16 protein-coding genes and 1 pseudogene are annotated in these 15,592 nt (G+C 71.6%); 12 read left to right on the forward strand and 5 right to left on the reverse strand.

Annotated features, from left to right (window positions below):
• The first annotated feature begins 153 nt into the window (after positions 1-153).
• From IO36_RS08360 to IO36_RS48000, 3 genes are all read left to right on the forward strand, one after another.
• Positions 154-804 (forward strand): DUF4230 domain-containing protein, encoded by a 651-nt coding sequence (locus tag IO36_RS08360; protein ID WP_051900162.1) that lies wholly within the window; start codon positions 154-156, stop codon positions 802-804.
• Between the two features lie 135 nt (positions 805-939).
• Positions 940-1,302, forward strand: coding sequence for a cupin domain-containing protein (locus IO36_RS08365; RefSeq protein ID WP_037617723.1), 363 nt, complete (start codon positions 940-942; stop codon positions 1,300-1,302).
• Positions 1,303-1,505: 203 nt separating this feature from the next.
• On the forward strand, positions 1,506-2,222 hold the full coding sequence (locus tag IO36_RS48000; protein ID WP_425535517.1) for a VanZ family protein: 717 nt from the start codon (positions 1,506-1,508) through the stop codon (positions 2,220-2,222).
• Positions 2,223-2,345: 123 nt separating this feature from the next.
• Here IO36_RS48000 and IO36_RS08375 read toward each other — a convergent pair whose 3' ends face one another.
• A complete protein-coding gene (locus IO36_RS08375) occupies positions 2,346-2,582 on the reverse strand; it encodes a hypothetical protein (protein ID WP_037617726.1) in 237 nt (78 codons plus the stop codon).
• A 254-nt stretch (positions 2,583-2,836) separates the two neighbouring features.
• Between IO36_RS08375 and IO36_RS08380 the strand changes: the two genes are divergently transcribed.
• Together IO36_RS08380 and IO36_RS08385 are read left to right on the forward strand one after the other, a co-directional pair.
• The gene (locus tag IO36_RS08380) at positions 2,837-3,856 is read left to right on the forward strand and encodes a PHP domain-containing protein (protein ID WP_037617728.1); all 1,020 of its coding nucleotides are present in this window, start codon (positions 2,837-2,839) and stop codon (positions 3,854-3,856) included.
• A gap of 187 nt (positions 3,857-4,043) precedes the next feature.
• The gene (locus IO36_RS08385; RefSeq protein ID WP_037617730.1) at positions 4,044-5,003 is read left to right on the forward strand and encodes an SDR family NAD(P)-dependent oxidoreductase; all 960 of its coding nucleotides are present in this window, start codon (positions 4,044-4,046) and stop codon (positions 5,001-5,003) included.
• Between the two features lie 192 nt (positions 5,004-5,195).
• Here the strand turns inward: IO36_RS08385 and IO36_RS08390 are convergent, their stop codons facing one another.
• Both IO36_RS08390 and IO36_RS08395 read right to left on the reverse strand, forming a co-directional pair.
• Positions 5,196-6,029: an alpha/beta fold hydrolase gene (locus IO36_RS08390; protein ID WP_037617732.1), complete on the reverse strand. Its 834-nt coding sequence runs from the start codon at positions 6,027-6,029 to the stop codon at positions 5,196-5,198.
• A gap of 246 nt (positions 6,030-6,275) precedes the next feature.
• The gene (locus tag IO36_RS08395) at positions 6,276-7,598 is read right to left on the reverse strand and encodes an ROK family transcriptional regulator (protein ID WP_037617734.1); all 1,323 of its coding nucleotides are present in this window, start codon (positions 7,596-7,598) and stop codon (positions 6,276-6,278) included.
• A gap of 167 nt (positions 7,599-7,765) precedes the next feature.
• Here IO36_RS08395 and IO36_RS08400 point away from each other — a divergent pair, with 167 nt between their 5' ends.
• From IO36_RS08400 to IO36_RS08415, 4 genes are read left to right on the forward strand one after another with little or no spacing between them, the layout of a single operon-like run.
• Entirely contained in the window at positions 7,766-9,079 is a 1,314-nt protein-coding gene (locus IO36_RS08400) for an ABC transporter substrate-binding protein (RefSeq protein ID WP_037617735.1), read from the forward strand.
• A gap of 14 nt (positions 9,080-9,093) precedes the next feature.
• Entirely contained in the window at positions 9,094-10,095 is a 1,002-nt protein-coding gene (locus IO36_RS08405; protein ID WP_037617736.1) for a carbohydrate ABC transporter permease, read from the forward strand.
• Positions 10,088-10,960: a carbohydrate ABC transporter permease gene (locus IO36_RS08410; protein ID WP_078943071.1), complete on the forward strand. Its 873-nt coding sequence runs from the start codon at positions 10,088-10,090 to the stop codon at positions 10,958-10,960. Before IO36_RS08405 ends, IO36_RS08410 begins: the two co-directional genes overlap by 8 nt.
• A 47-nt stretch (positions 10,961-11,007) precedes the next feature.
• On the forward strand, positions 11,008-12,366 hold the full coding sequence (locus IO36_RS08415) for a GH1 family beta-glucosidase (RefSeq protein ID WP_037618511.1): 1,359 nt from the start codon (positions 11,008-11,010) through the stop codon (positions 12,364-12,366).
• Positions 12,367-12,372: 6 nt separating this feature from the next.
• On the opposite strand, the gene IO36_RS44280 is transcribed toward IO36_RS08415, so the two are convergent.
• Positions 12,373-12,510, reverse strand: a complete 138-nt coding sequence (locus IO36_RS44280; protein ID WP_209441162.1) for a hypothetical protein — start codon at positions 12,508-12,510, stop codon at positions 12,373-12,375.
• Positions 12,511-12,570: 60 nt separating this feature from the next.
• Here IO36_RS44280 and IO36_RS49300 point away from each other — a divergent pair.
• A pseudogene (locus IO36_RS49300) lies at positions 12,571-12,675 on the forward strand (aminoglycoside phosphotransferase family protein); the annotation flags it as partial.
• Positions 12,676-13,029: 354 nt separating this feature from the next.
• Complete coding sequence (locus IO36_RS08420) at positions 13,030-13,524, forward strand: FBP domain-containing protein (protein ID WP_037617740.1); 495 nt, start codon at positions 13,030-13,032, stop codon at positions 13,522-13,524.
• A gap of 75 nt (positions 13,525-13,599) precedes the next feature.
• Here the strand turns inward: IO36_RS08420 and IO36_RS08425 are convergent, their stop codons facing one another.
• Positions 13,600-14,205: a TIGR03086 family metal-binding protein gene (locus IO36_RS08425; protein ID WP_037617742.1), complete on the reverse strand. Its 606-nt coding sequence runs from the start codon at positions 14,203-14,205 to the stop codon at positions 13,600-13,602.
• Between the two features lie 119 nt (positions 14,206-14,324).
• Between IO36_RS08425 and IO36_RS08430 the strand changes: the two genes are divergently transcribed.
• Positions 14,325-15,578 (forward strand): FUSC family protein, encoded by a 1,254-nt coding sequence (locus IO36_RS08430; RefSeq protein WP_037617743.1) that lies wholly within the window; start codon positions 14,325-14,327, stop codon positions 15,576-15,578.
• Positions 15,579-15,592: the final 14 nt, after the last annotated feature.

Raw genomic sequence — 15,592 nt, forward strand, 5'->3', positions numbered from 1 at the left:
CGGGTTGCGGAACCGGTCACGCAGTGCCGGACCCCGCCGGGTTCGCCCGGCGGCCCGACCGGGGGCCCGTCCCGCGTCCCGCCCCGCGGCCTGTCCGGCGGCCTGCCAAGGGACTTGCCGGGTAGACGGACGGTTGAAAGGAGGAACGTCGACATGACGACGTCCATCAAACGCATGCCCGGCTGGGCGAAGGTCCTCTCCGCCCTCGTGCTGGTCCTCGTGGTGCTGTTCGCCGGGCTGCGGCTGGCCGTACTGCCGGGGCTGCGCGACGTGTTCGGCACGGAGACCCACGACAACTCGGGCCCCGCCCTGCTCAAGTCCATCCAGGACATGAGCCGTTACGACGCCGCGTCGGGCAACTTCCAGGTGGTCGTGGACCTGGAGAAGGACGCGAAGTACCTGCCCGACGCGATCCGCGGCACCCGCACGCTGTACGTGGGGGCCGGCACCGTAGACGCCTACGTCGATCTGGGACGGGTCGGGCAGAAGGACGTGACGGTCAACGACGACCGTACGTCGGCCACGCTCCACCTGCCGCACGCGGCACTGGGCAAGCCCGCCCTCGACCCCGATCACTCCTACGCCGTCTCCAAGCAGCGCGGTCTCTTCGACCGGATCGGGGATCTGTTCTCGGACAACCCGAACGACGAGCGTGCCGTGCAGCGGCTCGCGGCCCGGCACATCGGCACGGCCGCGAAGGACAGCCGCCTCACCGCGCGGGCCGAGGAGAACACGACCAGCATGCTCCAGGGCCTGCTGCGCTCGCTCGGCTTCACCCGGGTGACGGTCACCTACGGCACCTGAGCCACCACGGCGACGGCGGCACCGGACGGACGAGGGTCCGCGCCCGGTGCCGGCGTCGCCGCGGCGACGGCCCTCCGGATGGCAGTCCCCCCGGGGCGGGCGGACGATGGAGGCAGGCAACGGAAGGAAGCCGTCATGCTGGAGATCAAGACGGTGGACAAGCCCGACGAGCGACGTGACTTCCCGCGCGGCCACCTCGAAGCGGTTCACATGAGCGGACTCGACTTCGCCGTGGGGACCTTCGAACCGGGCTGGCGCTGGTCCGAGTCCGTGGGCCCGATCGCGGGCACGAAGACGTGCCAGATCCACCACAACGGCTATGTCGTACAGGGACGGATGCACCTCGTCATGGACGAGGGCGGCGAGGGCGAGGTGGGTCCCGGAGACGTCTTCGTCTGCCCGCCCGGGCACGACGCCTGGGTCGTGGGCGACGAACAGGTCATCGTGTACGACTTCGCGGGCGGCATGGCCACCGACTACGCGAAGGCGAAGGACTAGGGCGTGTTTCGCAATACGCCCTAGAGGCCATCCGGCACGTACGACCGACTCCCGAGGGCGCGGGCCGCTTCCGCGCCCTCGGGCGTGCCCTGTCGCGAAGTCCTCCCCCGCGCCGAAACGCCGGGCATTGTCGGGCTCCCCGGGGGTAAGCGGGCAGCACCAGAGGGCAGTTGAAAAGGGGAGGGGACATGGTCCGCACCGCGTTGCGCGCTCGTGCCACCAAGGGGGGCCGGAAACCGGCGGCCAAGCCGGGACCGGACGAGGAGAAGCCACCGGCGAAGGCGGGACGGGGCACCGGCGGTTCGAAGGCCGGGACAGGCAGGACCACGCGGAACAAGCGGGCGCCGAAGGCGGAGCGGAGCGAGCCGGCGAAACGGTGGTCGTTCCTCGGCTTCGGGAAGCCGAAGGGGGAACCCCGGCGGACGCCGAAGCGCGCGCCCGAGCCGGCCCGTGAGACCGGAGCGCTCGCGCTCCCCTTCCGGTTGCTGGCCATGCTGATCGCGTTCGCGGCCATGGTGGCGTTCGCCGTCGTCCTGGCCCGGCTGACCCTGGAGCCCTCACCGGCGTCGGCCGCGCTGATCCACAACAACCTTCACCCCGGTGACTCGCTGCGCGCCTATCTCGACCAGCCGGAGCTGCGCGACGCCGTCAAGCAGATCGGCGGGAACCTGCTGCTCGGGGTGCCCTTCGGCGTCCTGCTGCCCGTGGTGTTCCCGAGGACCCGCGGGATCCTGCGCGTCCTCGCGCTCACCGCGGTCGTGATGTTCCTCGTCGAGCTCGTCCAGGGCGCCCTCATCACCGGACGCTCCTTCGACATCGACGACGTCATCCTCAACACGACCGGGGCGCTGGTGGGTTACCTCCTCCTCGGCCGGCGGCTCGGCCGGGCCGTGCACCCCAGGAAGCGCCTCCGCGCCTGAGCCACCGGGCGGAAGACGCTTCCGGAGCCGGCGCTGTCGGCTCCGGAAGCGTCTTCCGCCCCGCGCGACCGTGCCGGACACGGCGCACACCCGGGGGACGGCGGGAGCGCCCCCTGGGGCGCGTCAGCGCGGATACCAGGTGAGCTTGTCGCCGCCGACCCAGCGGACCACGTCCGGGTCGTCCAGGTCGTCCACCGTGATGCCGTACGCGGCCGCGTACTCCAGGACGTCGGTGATCGTCTTGGCCTCGCCGACCATCTCGCCGTCGATCTCCATGATCCGGAACGGGGGCGTGCCCGGCTGCACCCCGAGCACCATGATCCGTGGGTGGGCGATGTGAGGGCTCGCGCTTTCGGTCATGACTAGAGCGTAAGGGCGTCACCACGCTTTCCGCTGGTCAGCGGTCGAGCGCCGGGAGCCCGGCGCCGGTGGGACCAGGTGCGGGCGTGGCGGCGGCTGTCCCGGCATTCACCCGGCCGGGTGAACAGCCCCGATCCGCACCGCCCGGGGCACGGCAAAGCCCTCCCGGTGACGTCCACCGTGCGGTCCGGCGGCGGTTGGGCAACCCTGGGGGAAGCGCCCGGCCGCCGCCGCGACCGCAGGGAGGAGTGCCGATGGACCCCGTCGAGGCCCTGGACCGGATCGCGTTCCTGCTGGAGCGGAGCCTGGCGCCGACCTACCGCGTACGGGCCTTCCGCACCGCCCGGACCCTGCTCGCCGCTCTGCCCGCCGACGAGGTCCGCGAGCGCGCCGGGAACGGCACGCTGGAGTCGCTCAAGGGCATCGGCCCGAAGACCGCGCAGGTCGTGCGGGAGGCGCTGGCCGGTGAGGTGCCGGGCTATCTGGCGAAGGCCGAGCGGGAGTCCGCGGGGCCGCTCGCCGAAGGGGGCGAGGCCCTGAGGGCGCTGCTGCGCGGCGACTGCCATCTGCACTCCGACTGGTCCGACGGCGGCAGCCCCATCGAGGAGATGGGGCGTACGGCGGCCCGGCTCGGCCACGAGTGGGCGGTGCTCACCGACCACTCCCCCCGGCTGACGGTGGCGAACGGCCTGTCGCCCGAGCGACTGCGCGAGCAACTGGAGGTCGTCGCCGGGCTCAACGAACGCTGGGCCCCCTTCCGGCTGCTCACCGGCATCGAGTGCGACATCCTCGACGACGGATCGCTCGACCAGGAGCCGGAGTTGCTGGAGCGGCTGGACGTGGTGGTCGTGTCCGTGCACTCCAAACTGCGCATGGACGCGGGCCCGATGACCCGCCGCATGGTCGCCGCCGTACGCAACCCGCACGCGGACATCCTCGGCCACTGCACCGGCCGGCTGGTCCAGGGACGGGGCAGGCCCGAGTCCGCCTTCGACGCCGAGGCGGTCTTCGCCGCCTGCGCGGAGACCGGAACGGCCGTCGAGATCAACAGCCGGCCCGAGCGCCTCGACCCGCCGCGCCGGCTGCTGCGCCAGGCCGTCGACGCCGGTGTCCTGTTCTCCCTGGACACCGACGCGCACGCCCCCGGGCAGCTGGACTGGCAGGTGTACGGGTGCGCGCGGGCCGAGGAGTGCGGGGTGCCGTCGGAGCGCGTCGTCACCACCTGGACCCTGGACCAGCTGCTCACCTGGACTCGGACCCGCCGGACGCCGTGACACACGTCACCGCCCGGGCCTCCGCTCCCGGGAACACCCACCGGTAGTTACCCGTTGAACAAACCGTGGGCCCCGGCCGAGATTCCCCCGTCCGGCCGGGGCCCCATCGCTGCCCGGGGACATGTTCGCCCCGCCGGGGACGTGTCCGCTTGACTTCGAGTCCGCTCCAGTTCGTAGCGTGCGGGACATGAGCACTGCACAGCACAAGATCGGTTCGGGATTCGGCGCACGGAGCACCGCGGAGGAGGTCCTGGCCGGGATCGACCTCTCGGGGAAGCTCGCGATCGTCACGGGCGGGTACTCGGGTCTCGGCCTGGAGACCACCCGGGCGCTGGCCGGGGCGGGCGCCCATGTCGTGGTACCGGCGCGCCGCCCGTCGACCGCGCGCGAGGCACTGGCGGACATCGAGGGCACCGAGACCGACGAGCTCGACCTCGGCGACCTGGACAGCGTGCGCGCCTTCGCCGAGCGGTTCCTCGCCTCGGGCCGCACCGTCGACATCGTCATCGACAGCGCCGGGATCATGGCCTGCCCCGAGACTCGGGTCGGCCCCGGCTGGGAGGCCCAGTTCGCGACCAATCATCTCGGCCACTTCGCGCTGGTCAACCGGCTCTGGCCGGCGATCGCGCCGGGCGGCGCCCGGGTCGTGTCCGTGTCCTCCGCGGGCCACCACTACTCCGGCATCCGCTGGGACGACGTGCACTGGCGGACGGGCTACGACAAGTGGGAGGCCTACGGTCAGGCGAAGACGGCGAACGTGCTGTTCGCCGTGGAACTCGACCGCAGGGGACGGGACTTCGGCGTCCGGGCCTTCGCGCTGCACCCCGGCGGCATCCTCACCCCGCTCCAGCGGCACCTGCCCCGGCAGGAGATGGTCGAGCGCGGCTGGATCGACGAGGACGGCAAGCCGCTGAACCCGGAGGGCTTCAAGACGCCCGAGCAGGGCGCGGCCACCCAGGTGTGGGCCGCGACCTCACCGATGCTCGACGGCATGGGCGGGGTGTACTGCGAGGACTGCGACATCGCCGAGCCCGCTCCGGCGGACGGCGGCCGGACCGGAGTCCGCGACTGGGCCACCGACCCCGAACAGGCTTCCCGGCTCTGGGAGTTGTCCGCCGAGCTGACCGGGGTGAACGCCTTCGCCTGAGCCGCCCGGTCGCGCGTGGCAGGTGGCGGGCGGCGGGTCCCGGTCACGATGTTCGCGTGTGCCGGGGGGCGAGGGTCACGGTCGTGACGGTCCCGTGGGCGGCTGTCGCGGGCCGCGGTCGTGACCGTCGCATGGGCGGCGATCGCGTGGGCAGCGGTCGCATGTGCGGCGGTCGCGCCCCGGCGGGACCGCTCACGCACCGGTCATGAACTCCCGCAGATCCGCGGTGAGCCGGTCGCGGTGCGTGGCGAACAGGCCGTGTCCGGCGTTCTCGTAGACCTTGAGCGTGCTGTCGGGCAGCAGCTCCGCGGCCCGGCGGCCGGTCAGCTCCAGCGGGGCCGAGGCGTCGTGCGTGCCGTGCACGACGAGGGCGGGCAGATCGAGCTTCGCCAGCTCGGGCGCGACGTCCAGGGTGACGACGAGGTCGCCGAGGGCGGCCCCGGCCCGGGCGGTGGCGCCGTGACAGCGGTCGACCATGGACCGTACGTAGGCCGCGGAGAGTTCGTTGCCGGGCAGGCCGAGGGCGAAGAACGCGTCGGCGCCGTCCTCGAAGAACGCGGCCCGGTCCTGGCGGAACGCCCGGTTGCCCGCCTCGACGAGGGCCGGGTCGACGCCCCCGGGGTGGTTCGCGGACCGTACCGGGCCCGGCGCCATCCCGGCGACCAGCGCCACGCGCGCCACCCGCTCCACCCCGTGCCGGGTCAGACAGCGGACGACCTCGGCGGCCCCGAGGGAGTGCCCGACCAGGGTGACCTCGCGCAGATCGAGGTGCCGCAGCAGCCCGTCGACGTCGTCGGCGAGGCTGTCGAGGTCGAATCCTCCCCAGACGTCGTCGGACCTGCCGTGCCCGCGCCGGTCGAACCCGACGCACCGGAAGCCGGCCTCGGCGAGCGGCAGCATCTGGTACTCCCACATCTCGGTGCCGAAGTAGGAGCTGTTGACGAAGACGACGACCCGGCCCGTGGCGGGGCCGTAGTCGACGAAGTGCAGCCGGGCACCGTCGACGGGGCTCGCGAAGTACGGCATGGGTCCTCCCGGGATCCGGTGGTACGAGGGGCGGTGTCTCTGTGCCCTTCATGCTTCCGGGAGGCGGTGCCGGCGTCGATTACCCCGGAGGTCATGTGCCCCGGAGGCCCCGCCCGGCGGACGTCGGGTGCCGCGGTGCCGCGGTGCCGGGCGCCGCCAAGGTCGGGCGCCGCAGGGCCCGCGCGCCACCGCGGTCGCGCACCGGCGAGCCGGACGCCCCGGACACCGGACCGGCGCCGGAGCGGGTCAGTGCGGTGTCCGCTCCTCAAGGGCCGTGCGCCAGGCCGGGGACGGTCCCGTGGGCGCGGGTTCCTCGCGCCGGCCGCCGCGGGCGAAGAAGTCGGCCAGCGGCAGGATCGCGGCGCCGACCGTGACGGCGTCGGGGCCGAGGCGCCCGAGGTCCACGGTGACGTGCTGGGCCGGGTAGCGCAGGGCGTACGAGGAGGCGTAGCGGCGCACGGCGGGCAGGAACCGGGAGCCGAGCTGGAGGCCGGCCCAGCCGCCGATGAGGATGCGCTCGGGCTGGAAGAGGTTGATCAGGTCGGAGAGGCCCGCGCCGAGGTATTCCGCGGTCTCCTCCAGGACCGCGAGCGCGACGAGGTCGGGTTCGGTGCCCTCGGGCGGATAGGCGGCGGCGAGCATCGCGGTGAGCGCGGTCTCCTCGTCGGTGCCCTCCGGGGGCCGCCCGCCCTCCTCGAGCCAGCGGTCGAGCAGCGCCTCGGCACCCGCGTAGGCCTCCAGGCAGCCGAGGGAGCCGCAGCGGCAGCGCCGGCCCCGGACGCGGACGGTCAGGTGCCCCCACTCGACGGACCGGCCGTTCTCGACGTCCTCGGTGACGAGCGAGGCGCCCACGCCGGAGCCGAAGAGCACGACCACCGCGTTGCGGGCCCCGCGGCCGGCACCGAACCACATCTCGGCCTGGCCGAGCGTGCGGGCGCCGTTGTCCGCGAAGTACGGCACGGTGTCGGGGAGTTCGCAGGCGGAGCGGAGCAGGGACTCGAGCGGGACGGCGTCCCAGCCGATGGTCTGGCCGTGCACGACGGCGCCGCGCTCGGGCGTGCGGGCGACGATGCCGGGAACGCCTATGCCGACGCCGAGGAGCCGTTCGGGGGCGATGTCAGCGGCGGCGAGGACCTCGGCGATGCCGTCGCGGATGTGGCCGACGATGACGTCGACGTCGTACTCCCGGCCCCTGAGCGGCCGGTCGGCCTCGTACCCGTGGCGCTCCAACGGCCGTTCCGCGCGGGCGAGTTCGGTGAGGGTCAGGTCGAACAGCTCGATGCGGACCCGGGTCTCGCCGACGTCGACGCCGATCATGTGGCCGCTGCCGGGCACGACGCGCAGCAGGGTGCGGGGGCGGCCGCCGTCGGAGTCGACGCTTCCGGCCTCCTCGACGAGACCGTCGGCGACTAGCTCGGCGACGACGTTGCTGATGGATCCGGAACTCAGTCCGGTCGCCGGACCGAGTTCGTAGCGGCTCATCGGCCCGTCGAAATACAACCGTTGTAGTACGGCGGTCCGGTTGCCCCGCCGCAGGTCACGCACTGTCCGCCCGTTCCGGCCCGCCATGTGATGTCCCTTCCAACCTGCCCGACCTGCAAGATACCCCTGCGCGATCCCTTGACGCGACTTTCTTCGGGGTCTTAACTCACGTCCTAAATTAAGCCATGAGGGCCGTTCGGGAAATGAACCCGGGCGCCGTCATCGCTCCCTCCGGGAAAGGGACAGAAGCAGCCATGCGCAGAATCCGAGCCGCGGCCGCCGGTGCGGTCACCATCACCCTGCTCACCGCCGCGACCGCCTGTGGCGGCGGCTCGTCGGACGGCGGGTCCAACGCCTCGCCGAAGACGCTCACGTACTGGGCGTCCAACCAGGGTGCCAGCATCGAGATCGACAAGAAGACGCTCGCCCCCGAGCTGGCGAAGTTCGAGAAGCAGACCGGCATCAAGGTGAAGCTGGAGGTCGTGCCCTGGTCCGACCTGCTGAACCGCATCCTGACGGCCACCACCTCGGGCCAGGGCCCGGACGTCCTCAACATAGGCAACACCTGGAGCGCCTCGCTCCAGGCCACCGGCGCGCTGCTGCCCTGGGACGCGAAGAACTTCGACAAGATCGGCGGCAAGGACCGCTTCGTCGACTCCGCGCTCGGCTCGACCGGCGCCGAGGGCAAGGACCCCGCCGCGGTCCCGCTGTACTCGATGGCGTACGCGCTCTACTACAACAAGCAGATGTTCGCCGACGCCGGCATCAAGAACCCGCCGGCCACCTGGGACGAGCTGATCGCCGACGGCAAGAAGATCTCGAAGAACGGCAAGTGGGGCCTCGGCGCCGAGGGTTCGAACGCCTCGGAGAACATCCACCACGCCTTCGTCTTCGCCAAGCAGCACGGAGCCGACTTCTTCACCGCCGACGGCAAGGCCGACTTCACCAACGACGGGGTCGTCGCCGCGGTCAAGCAGTACGTCGACCTGATGGCGAAGGACAAGATCATCGCCCCGGGCAACGCCGAGTACGCCCAGAACCAGTCGGTGAGCGACTTCGCCAAGGGCAAGAACGCGATGCTGCTGTGGCAGTCCGCGGCCGCCAACCTCAAGTCGCAGGGCATGGCCGACGACGCGTACGGGATCGCCCCGGTGCCCGTGCAGTCCGGCACCCCGGGCACGGGCACGAACGTCAACTCGATGGTCGCCGGCATCAACCTCGCGGTGTTCAAGAACACCAAGAACCTCGACGGCGCCACGAAGTTCGTGAAGTTCATGACCAGTGACGCCGAGCAGAAGATCCTCAACGGCGCCTACACCTCGATCCCGCCGGTCAAGACCGCCCAGACGGACACCGCGTTCAACTCCCCCTCGAACGCGGTTCTGAAGGACACCCTGGCCAAGAGCGCGGCGGCGCTGCCGCAGGTCGCCGACGAGTCCCAGTTCGAGACGGCTGTGGGCACGGCCATCAAGGGCCTGTTCGCCGACGCGGCCGGCGGACGCGCGGTGACCACCGCGTCGGTGAAGGCGGCGCTCGAGAAGGCCCAGCAGCAGATGCCGAAGAAGTGAGTGCGGACACCCTCATGACCACCACGACCGCCGCTTCCGCCGAACCCGGCGAGCGGACGGTGCGCAAGAGCTCCCCCGGTGCGGCGCGCGGCCCGCGCCGCACCGGGCGGATCAAGCGCATCGGCCTCCCCTACCTGCTACTCCTGCCCGCGCTGGTGCTCGAACTCCTGGTGCACCTGGTGCCGATGGTGATCGGCATCGTGATGAGCTTCAAGGAGCTCACCCAGTTCTACATCCGCGACTGGGGCACGGCGCCCTGGGCCGGCTTCGACAACTACTCGGTGTCGGTGCACTTCGACGAGCCCGTCGGCGAGGCGCTGCTGCACTCGTTCTTCGTCACCATCGGCTTCACCCTGCTCTCGGTGGGCCTGTGCTGGCTGATCGGCACGGCCGCAGCGATCTACATGCAGGACAACTTCGTGGGGCGGGGTGTGCTGCGGGCCCTGTTCCTGGTCCCGTACGCGCTGCCCGTCTACGCGGCCGTGATCACCTGGGTGTTCATGTTCCAGCACGACAACGGCCTGGTGAACCACGTCCTGCACGACCAGCTCGGCATCACCGACAAGCCGTCGTTCTGGCTGATCGGCGACAACAGCTTCTACGCCCTGCTGACCGTGTCCGTCTGGAAGGGCTGGCCGTTCGCCTTCCTGATCGTCATGGCCGGCCTGCAGAACATCCCGGGCGAGCTGTACGAGGCCGCCGCCCTCGACGGCGCCGGCCTGTGGCAGCAGCTGCGCCGCATCACCCTGCCGTCGCTCAGGCCGGTCAACCAGGTGCTGGTGCTGGTGCTGTTCCTGTGGACGTTCAACGACTTCAACACGCCGTTCGTCCTGTTCGGCAAGACCGCCCCGGAGTCGGCGGACCTCATCTCGGTCCACATCTACCAGGCGTCCTTCGTCACCTGGAACTTCGGCACCGGCTCGGCGATGTCCGTGCTGCTGCTGCTCTTCCTGCTCGTGGTGACCGGCGTCTACCTGCTGCTGACCTCCCGGGGAAGGAAGACGGCCGATGTCTAGCACCTCCACCACGCCCCGCTCCCCGATGGCCCCGCCGCGGTCCTTCCTGTGGTCCCGGCGGATCTTCCTCACCGCGCTCACGGGCTTCGTCCTGGTGCCCGTCTACGTCATGGTCTCCAGCTCGCTGAAGCCGCTCGCGGACGTGTCGGGGAAGTTCCGCTGGATCCCGAGCGGGCTGACCCTGCGGCCGTACGTCGACATCTGGTCGACCGTGCCGCTGGCGAAGTACTTCGTGAACTCGCTGATCGTGGCGGGCGCGGCCACGGCCTGCTCGGTCGTGATCGCCGTGTTCTCCGCGTACGCCGTCAGCCGCTACAACTTCCGCGGCAAGCGCGTCTTCACGGTCACCGTGCTGTCCACCCAGATGTTCCCCGGCATCCTGTTCCTGCTGCCGCTGTTCCTGATCTACGTGAACATCGGCAACGCCACCGGCATCGCGCTGTTCGGCTCGCGCGGCGGTCTGATCCTCACGTATCTGACCTTCTCGCTGCCGTTCTCGATCTGGATGCTGATCGGGTACTTCGACTCGGTGCCGCGCGATCTCGACGAGGCGGCGCTGGTGGACGGCTGCGGGCCGCTCGGGGCGCTGTTCCGGGTCGTCGTGCCCGCGGCGATCCCCGGCATCGTCGCGGTCGCCGTCTACGCCTTCATGACGGCCTGGGGCGAAGTGCTGTTCGCGTCGGTGATGACCAACGACGCCACCCGCACCCTCGCCGTCGGCCTCCAGGGCTACTCCACGCTCAACGACGTGTACTGGAACCAGATCATGGCCGCCTCGCTGGTCGTCAGCGTCCCCGTGGTGGCCGGCTTCCTGCTGCTCCAGCGCTATCTCGTCGCCGGTCTCACGGCGGGAGCGGTCAAGTGACCGGCCCCGCCGAGGACATCGACTCCATTGACGACGAAGGGACTTCAGTGACCATCGACCTCGCCGCCCTCCCCGAGGACTTCCTCTGGGGCACGGCCACGTCGGCCTACCAGATCGAGGGCGCCGTCGCCGAGGACGGCCGCTCCCCCTCCATCTGGGACACGTTCTCCCACACTCCCGGCAAGGTGGACAACGGCGACGACGGGGACGTCGCCTGCGACCATTACCACCGCTGGCGCGAGGACATCGGGCTCATGCGCCGGCTCGGCACCAACGCCTACCGGCTGTCCGTCGCCTGGCCCCGGGTGATGCCGGGCGGCGACGGCCCGGTCAACGCCAAGGGCCTCGACTACTACGACGCGTTGATCGACGGCCTCCTGGAGGCGGGCATCACGCCCTCGGTCACCCTCTACCACTGGGACCTGCCGCAGGTGCTCCAGGACCGGGGCGGCTGGCCGGCCCGTGACACCGCGCACCACCTCGCCGCCTACGCCTCGGCGGTCGCGGAGCGGCTCGGCGACCGCGTCCAGCACTGGACCACCCTCAACGAACCGCTGTGCTCGGCCTGGATCGGCCACCTGGAGGGGCGGATGGCCCCCGGCCTGACCGACCTCACGGCCGCCGTCCGGGCGTCGTACCACCTCCTGCTCGGCCACGGTCTCGCCACCCAGGCGATCCGCGCGGCCGCGCCCGGCGCGCAGATCGGCATCGTCAACAACCTGGGCAGCATCGAGGCCGCCACCGACCGCCCCGAGGACATCGCGGCGGCGAAGCGGCAGGACGGGCACACCAACCGCTGGTGGCTCGACCCGGTGCACGGCCGCGGCTTCCCCGCCGACATGGTCGAGGTCTACGGAGTCGACCTCCCGGAGGTCGCGGGCGACCTGGAGACGATGGCCGCGCCGCTGGACTGGCTGGGCCTGAACTACTACTTCCCGTCCCACGTCGTCGACGACCCGACCGGCCCGGCCCCGTACGCGCGGCAGATCAGCCGGCCCGGCGTCCCGGTCACGGCCATGGACTGGGAGATCGAGGCGGCCGGCATCGAGCGCCTGCTGCTGCGTCTGACGAACGAGTACGGCGCCCGCAAGCTGTACGTCACGGAGAACGGCTCGGCCTATCCCGACGTCGTGCGCCCCGACGGCACCGTCCACGACCCGGAGCGTGTCGACTACCTCGAACAGCATCTGGCGGCCTGCGCCTCGGCGGCCCGCAAGGGTGTCCCGCTGGCCGGGTACTTCGCCTGGTCGCTGCTGGACAACTTCGAGTGGGCGTACGGCTACGACAAGCGGTTCGGCCTCGTGCACGTCGACTACAAGACGCAGGTACGCACGATCAAGGGCAGCGGTCACCGCTACGCGGAGATCGTCCGGGAGCACCGCGGGGGCGCGAGCAAGGCGGCCTGACCGTTCCTAGGACGAGTGGTCGGCCGGGGTGTGCGCACCCCGGCCGATCTCGTCCAGGGCGGCCGTCAGCAGCGGGGCCACCGTCTCGCGCACCCAGGCCACGTGTTCGCCGCCGTAGGCGCGGGGGACGGTCTCCACGATCATGATCAGGTAGAGATATCTGCGGTACAGGCGTAGCGCCTGCGGACCGGGCCGTCGAACTCGACCGCTTTCGGCTACCCCTCTGGTGCGCTCGGCCCGCTCGCCCCCGACTGGCGGACCGCCTTCACCGGGTTGTACGAGGCGCTTCTGGGCGCCCGGGCCCGTCACCCGGTGCAGCCGGGCCACCAGACCGCCCGACTCCGTTCTGAGCAGCCGGTGTTCATGGTCCGGCAGGTCGGTCCAGGGCTCAGGACCAGGCGGCCGACGAGGCTCCCGGGTGGCAGCCCGGCCTCCCGCAGGGCCCGCCCGGCCCGCTCCCACCCGTGCGTGCCGGCTCCCGCGTACCCCTCGCCCATGGGGCCACTGTGCCAACCGCTCCCGAGCCTTCACAGCTCCCGTACGACGGCGGACCTGCCGGCCCGGAAATCCGCTGGCTCCGTCGCGCGAACCTAGGTATCTTCGACCAAAACCTAGGGTCCCTAGGTTTTGGTCGAAGGCACCCCACACCACCGGGAGAACCCCATGCGCGCCCTCACCGAGCAGGCCGTCCGTGACTCGTTCGTCAACTGTTCCCGGGGTGAGGCCAAGCGGCTCGCGGTCCCCCGCGATCTCGACGCACGCCCCTGGGACGACCTCGACTTCCTGGGCTGGCGGGATCCCGGCGCGCCCGACCGGAGCTATCTCGTGGCCGAACGGGACGAGGGCCTCGTGGGGGTCACGCTGCGCCTGCCCTCGTCGCGGCGCGGGTTCCTGCACCGCAGCATGTGCTCGCTGTGCCTGACGACGCACGCGGGCGGCGACGTCTCGCTGATGACGGCCCGCAAGGCGGGAGCGGCGGGTCGCGAGGGCAACTCGGTCGGCGTCTACGTCTGCGCCGACCTCGCCTGCTCGCTCTACGTCCGGGGGAAGAAGGCCCTGCGGTCGGGCAGCCGGCTGGAGGAGACCCTCACGACGGACCAGCAGATCGCCCGGACGGTCGGCAACCTGTCCGCCTTCCTGGCGAAACTGCACGCCTGAGCCGGGTGCCCGTGCAGCACTCCCCGGAGACCGCGGCGGCCGGAGCCCGGCCGCCGCCGTAGGACCGGGAGCGTGTCAGGCGTCGGCCGGCGTCCAGTGCGGGTCACGGCCCAGGAACGCGAGCAGGGACTCGGCCGCGCCCGCGCCCTCCGGGACCTCGCGCGCGGGGGCGAAGACGCCGAAAGAGTCGCGCAGGTGGTCGGCCAGCCGGTCCGCGGCGAGCCGGACGCCACCGGCCAGGGCGTCGTCGAGCGGGGACGCCTGGCCCGTCGCCACGGCGATGTCCCAGGCGTGCACGGCCGCGTCCATCGCTGCCGCCGCCGCGGCCACCGGCGGCGGCAGCGGCCCGAGCGGCGTCGCCACCTCCTGCGCGTCGGCGGGCAGCTCCGCGTAGACACCGGCGACCCCGGAGAGGACCTTGTCGAGTTCCGCCGTCGCGTCGACCCCGACCACGCCGGCCGGGTGGAAGGGGTCGGCCTCGGGCCACCCGGTGCCGGTGACCGCGGCGCCGTACGCCTGCTGGTCGAGCCGGGCGTGTTCGAGCACCTGGGCCACGGTCCACTCGCTGCACGGCGTCGGCGCCGACCAGGCGCCCTCGGGCACACCCGCGGTCACGGCACGCAGCCGTTCGTGCGACAGCGTCAGCAGTTCAATGCCCTCGACGTTGCTCGTGGCGCTCATTCCGGTGCCTCCTGGTGCGGTCGGATCCAGCTGATGCCTCCAATCTAGGACCCCTTGCGGACAGATTCGGTCCGCAATGACCACGTTCGGTACCCGTGTTAAACGGGAAGGCCACAAGGATGCACGAGGCACGTGGTGAGTGGACGGCATCCGTCGCGAAGATCGTGGAGCGGCGCCGGGAGCCGGTGGTCGTCCAGACACTGCGCTCGACGGCCGCCGCGACGATCGCGTACGTGGTGGCCATCCACCTCAGTCCCGAGCCCGCGCCCCTGACCGCTCCCCTGACCGCGCTGCTGGTCGTGCAGGTCACCCTGTACTCGACGATCACCACGGCGATCCGGCGGGTGAACTCCGTGGTGGTGGGCGTCGTCATCGCCATCGGCTTCAGCAGCCTGGTGGGGCTGACCTGGTGGAGTCTGGGACTGATCATCCTCGCCTCGCTGGTGGTGGGACATCTCGTCCGGGTCGACGAGTTCGTGCCGGAGGTGGCGATCAGCGCCATGCTGGTCCTCGGTGTCACCCGCGTGGGCAGCACCGCGTGGGCCCGCGTGCTGGAGACACTGATCGGGGCGGTCGTGGGCCTCGCCTGCAACCTCGTGCTCGCGCCGCCCGTGTGGGTGGGTGTGGCCGGGGAGCAGATCGAGGACCTGGCACGCCGGATGCGGCAGCTGATGCTGCGGGTCGGCGAGGGCGCCGTCGCGCACACGCCGTCCCATGTGGCGGCCGAGCGGCTGCACGAGGCCCGCCGGCTCGACAACGACATCGCCGGGGTGGACGCGGCCCTGCGCCGCGCGGAGGACAGCCTGAAGCTCAACCCCCGGGTGCGCGAGGGGCTGCTGCACCGGGTCGTGCTGCGCACGGGCCTGGACACCCTGGAGATCTGCACGGTGGTCCTGCGGGTGATCGCGCGCAGCCTCACCGACCTGGCCAAGGAACGCGAGCCGGAGCCCCTGTTCGAACAGCAGGCGGGGGAAGTGCTGCAGGAGCTGCTGGCCGAGGTCGCCGATGCGATCGTCAGCTTCGCGGTGCTGGTGACCACGGACGCCACCCGCAACGCCGCGTCGGCCGAGGAGCGGCTCAGCGCGGAACTCGCCACGGCCACCGCCACCCGCGACAAACTGGCCCAGCTCTTCCTCGAGGAGGTCCGCCGCGACGCGAGCCAGTGGCAGCTGCACGGTTCCGTCCTGACCGAGATCACCCGCATCCTGGACGAACTCGACACCGAGCACCGCACCCGGCGGCTGTTCGAGGAACTCGACCGCTGCACCCGCGAGCAGCGCGAGCGCAGGCCCCGGCTGACCCGGATGCGCAACCGGCTGCGCCCGCGGCGCCGCAGGCGGACCCGTTCCCCGGCCTCCGGGCGTTCCGGGTGAGCCGTTTGCGCTCG

The sequence above is a fragment of the Streptomyces aureus genome, from assembly GCF_000725495.1.
Lineage (GTDB): Bacteria > Actinomycetota > Actinomycetes > Streptomycetales > Streptomycetaceae > Streptomyces > Streptomyces aureus_B.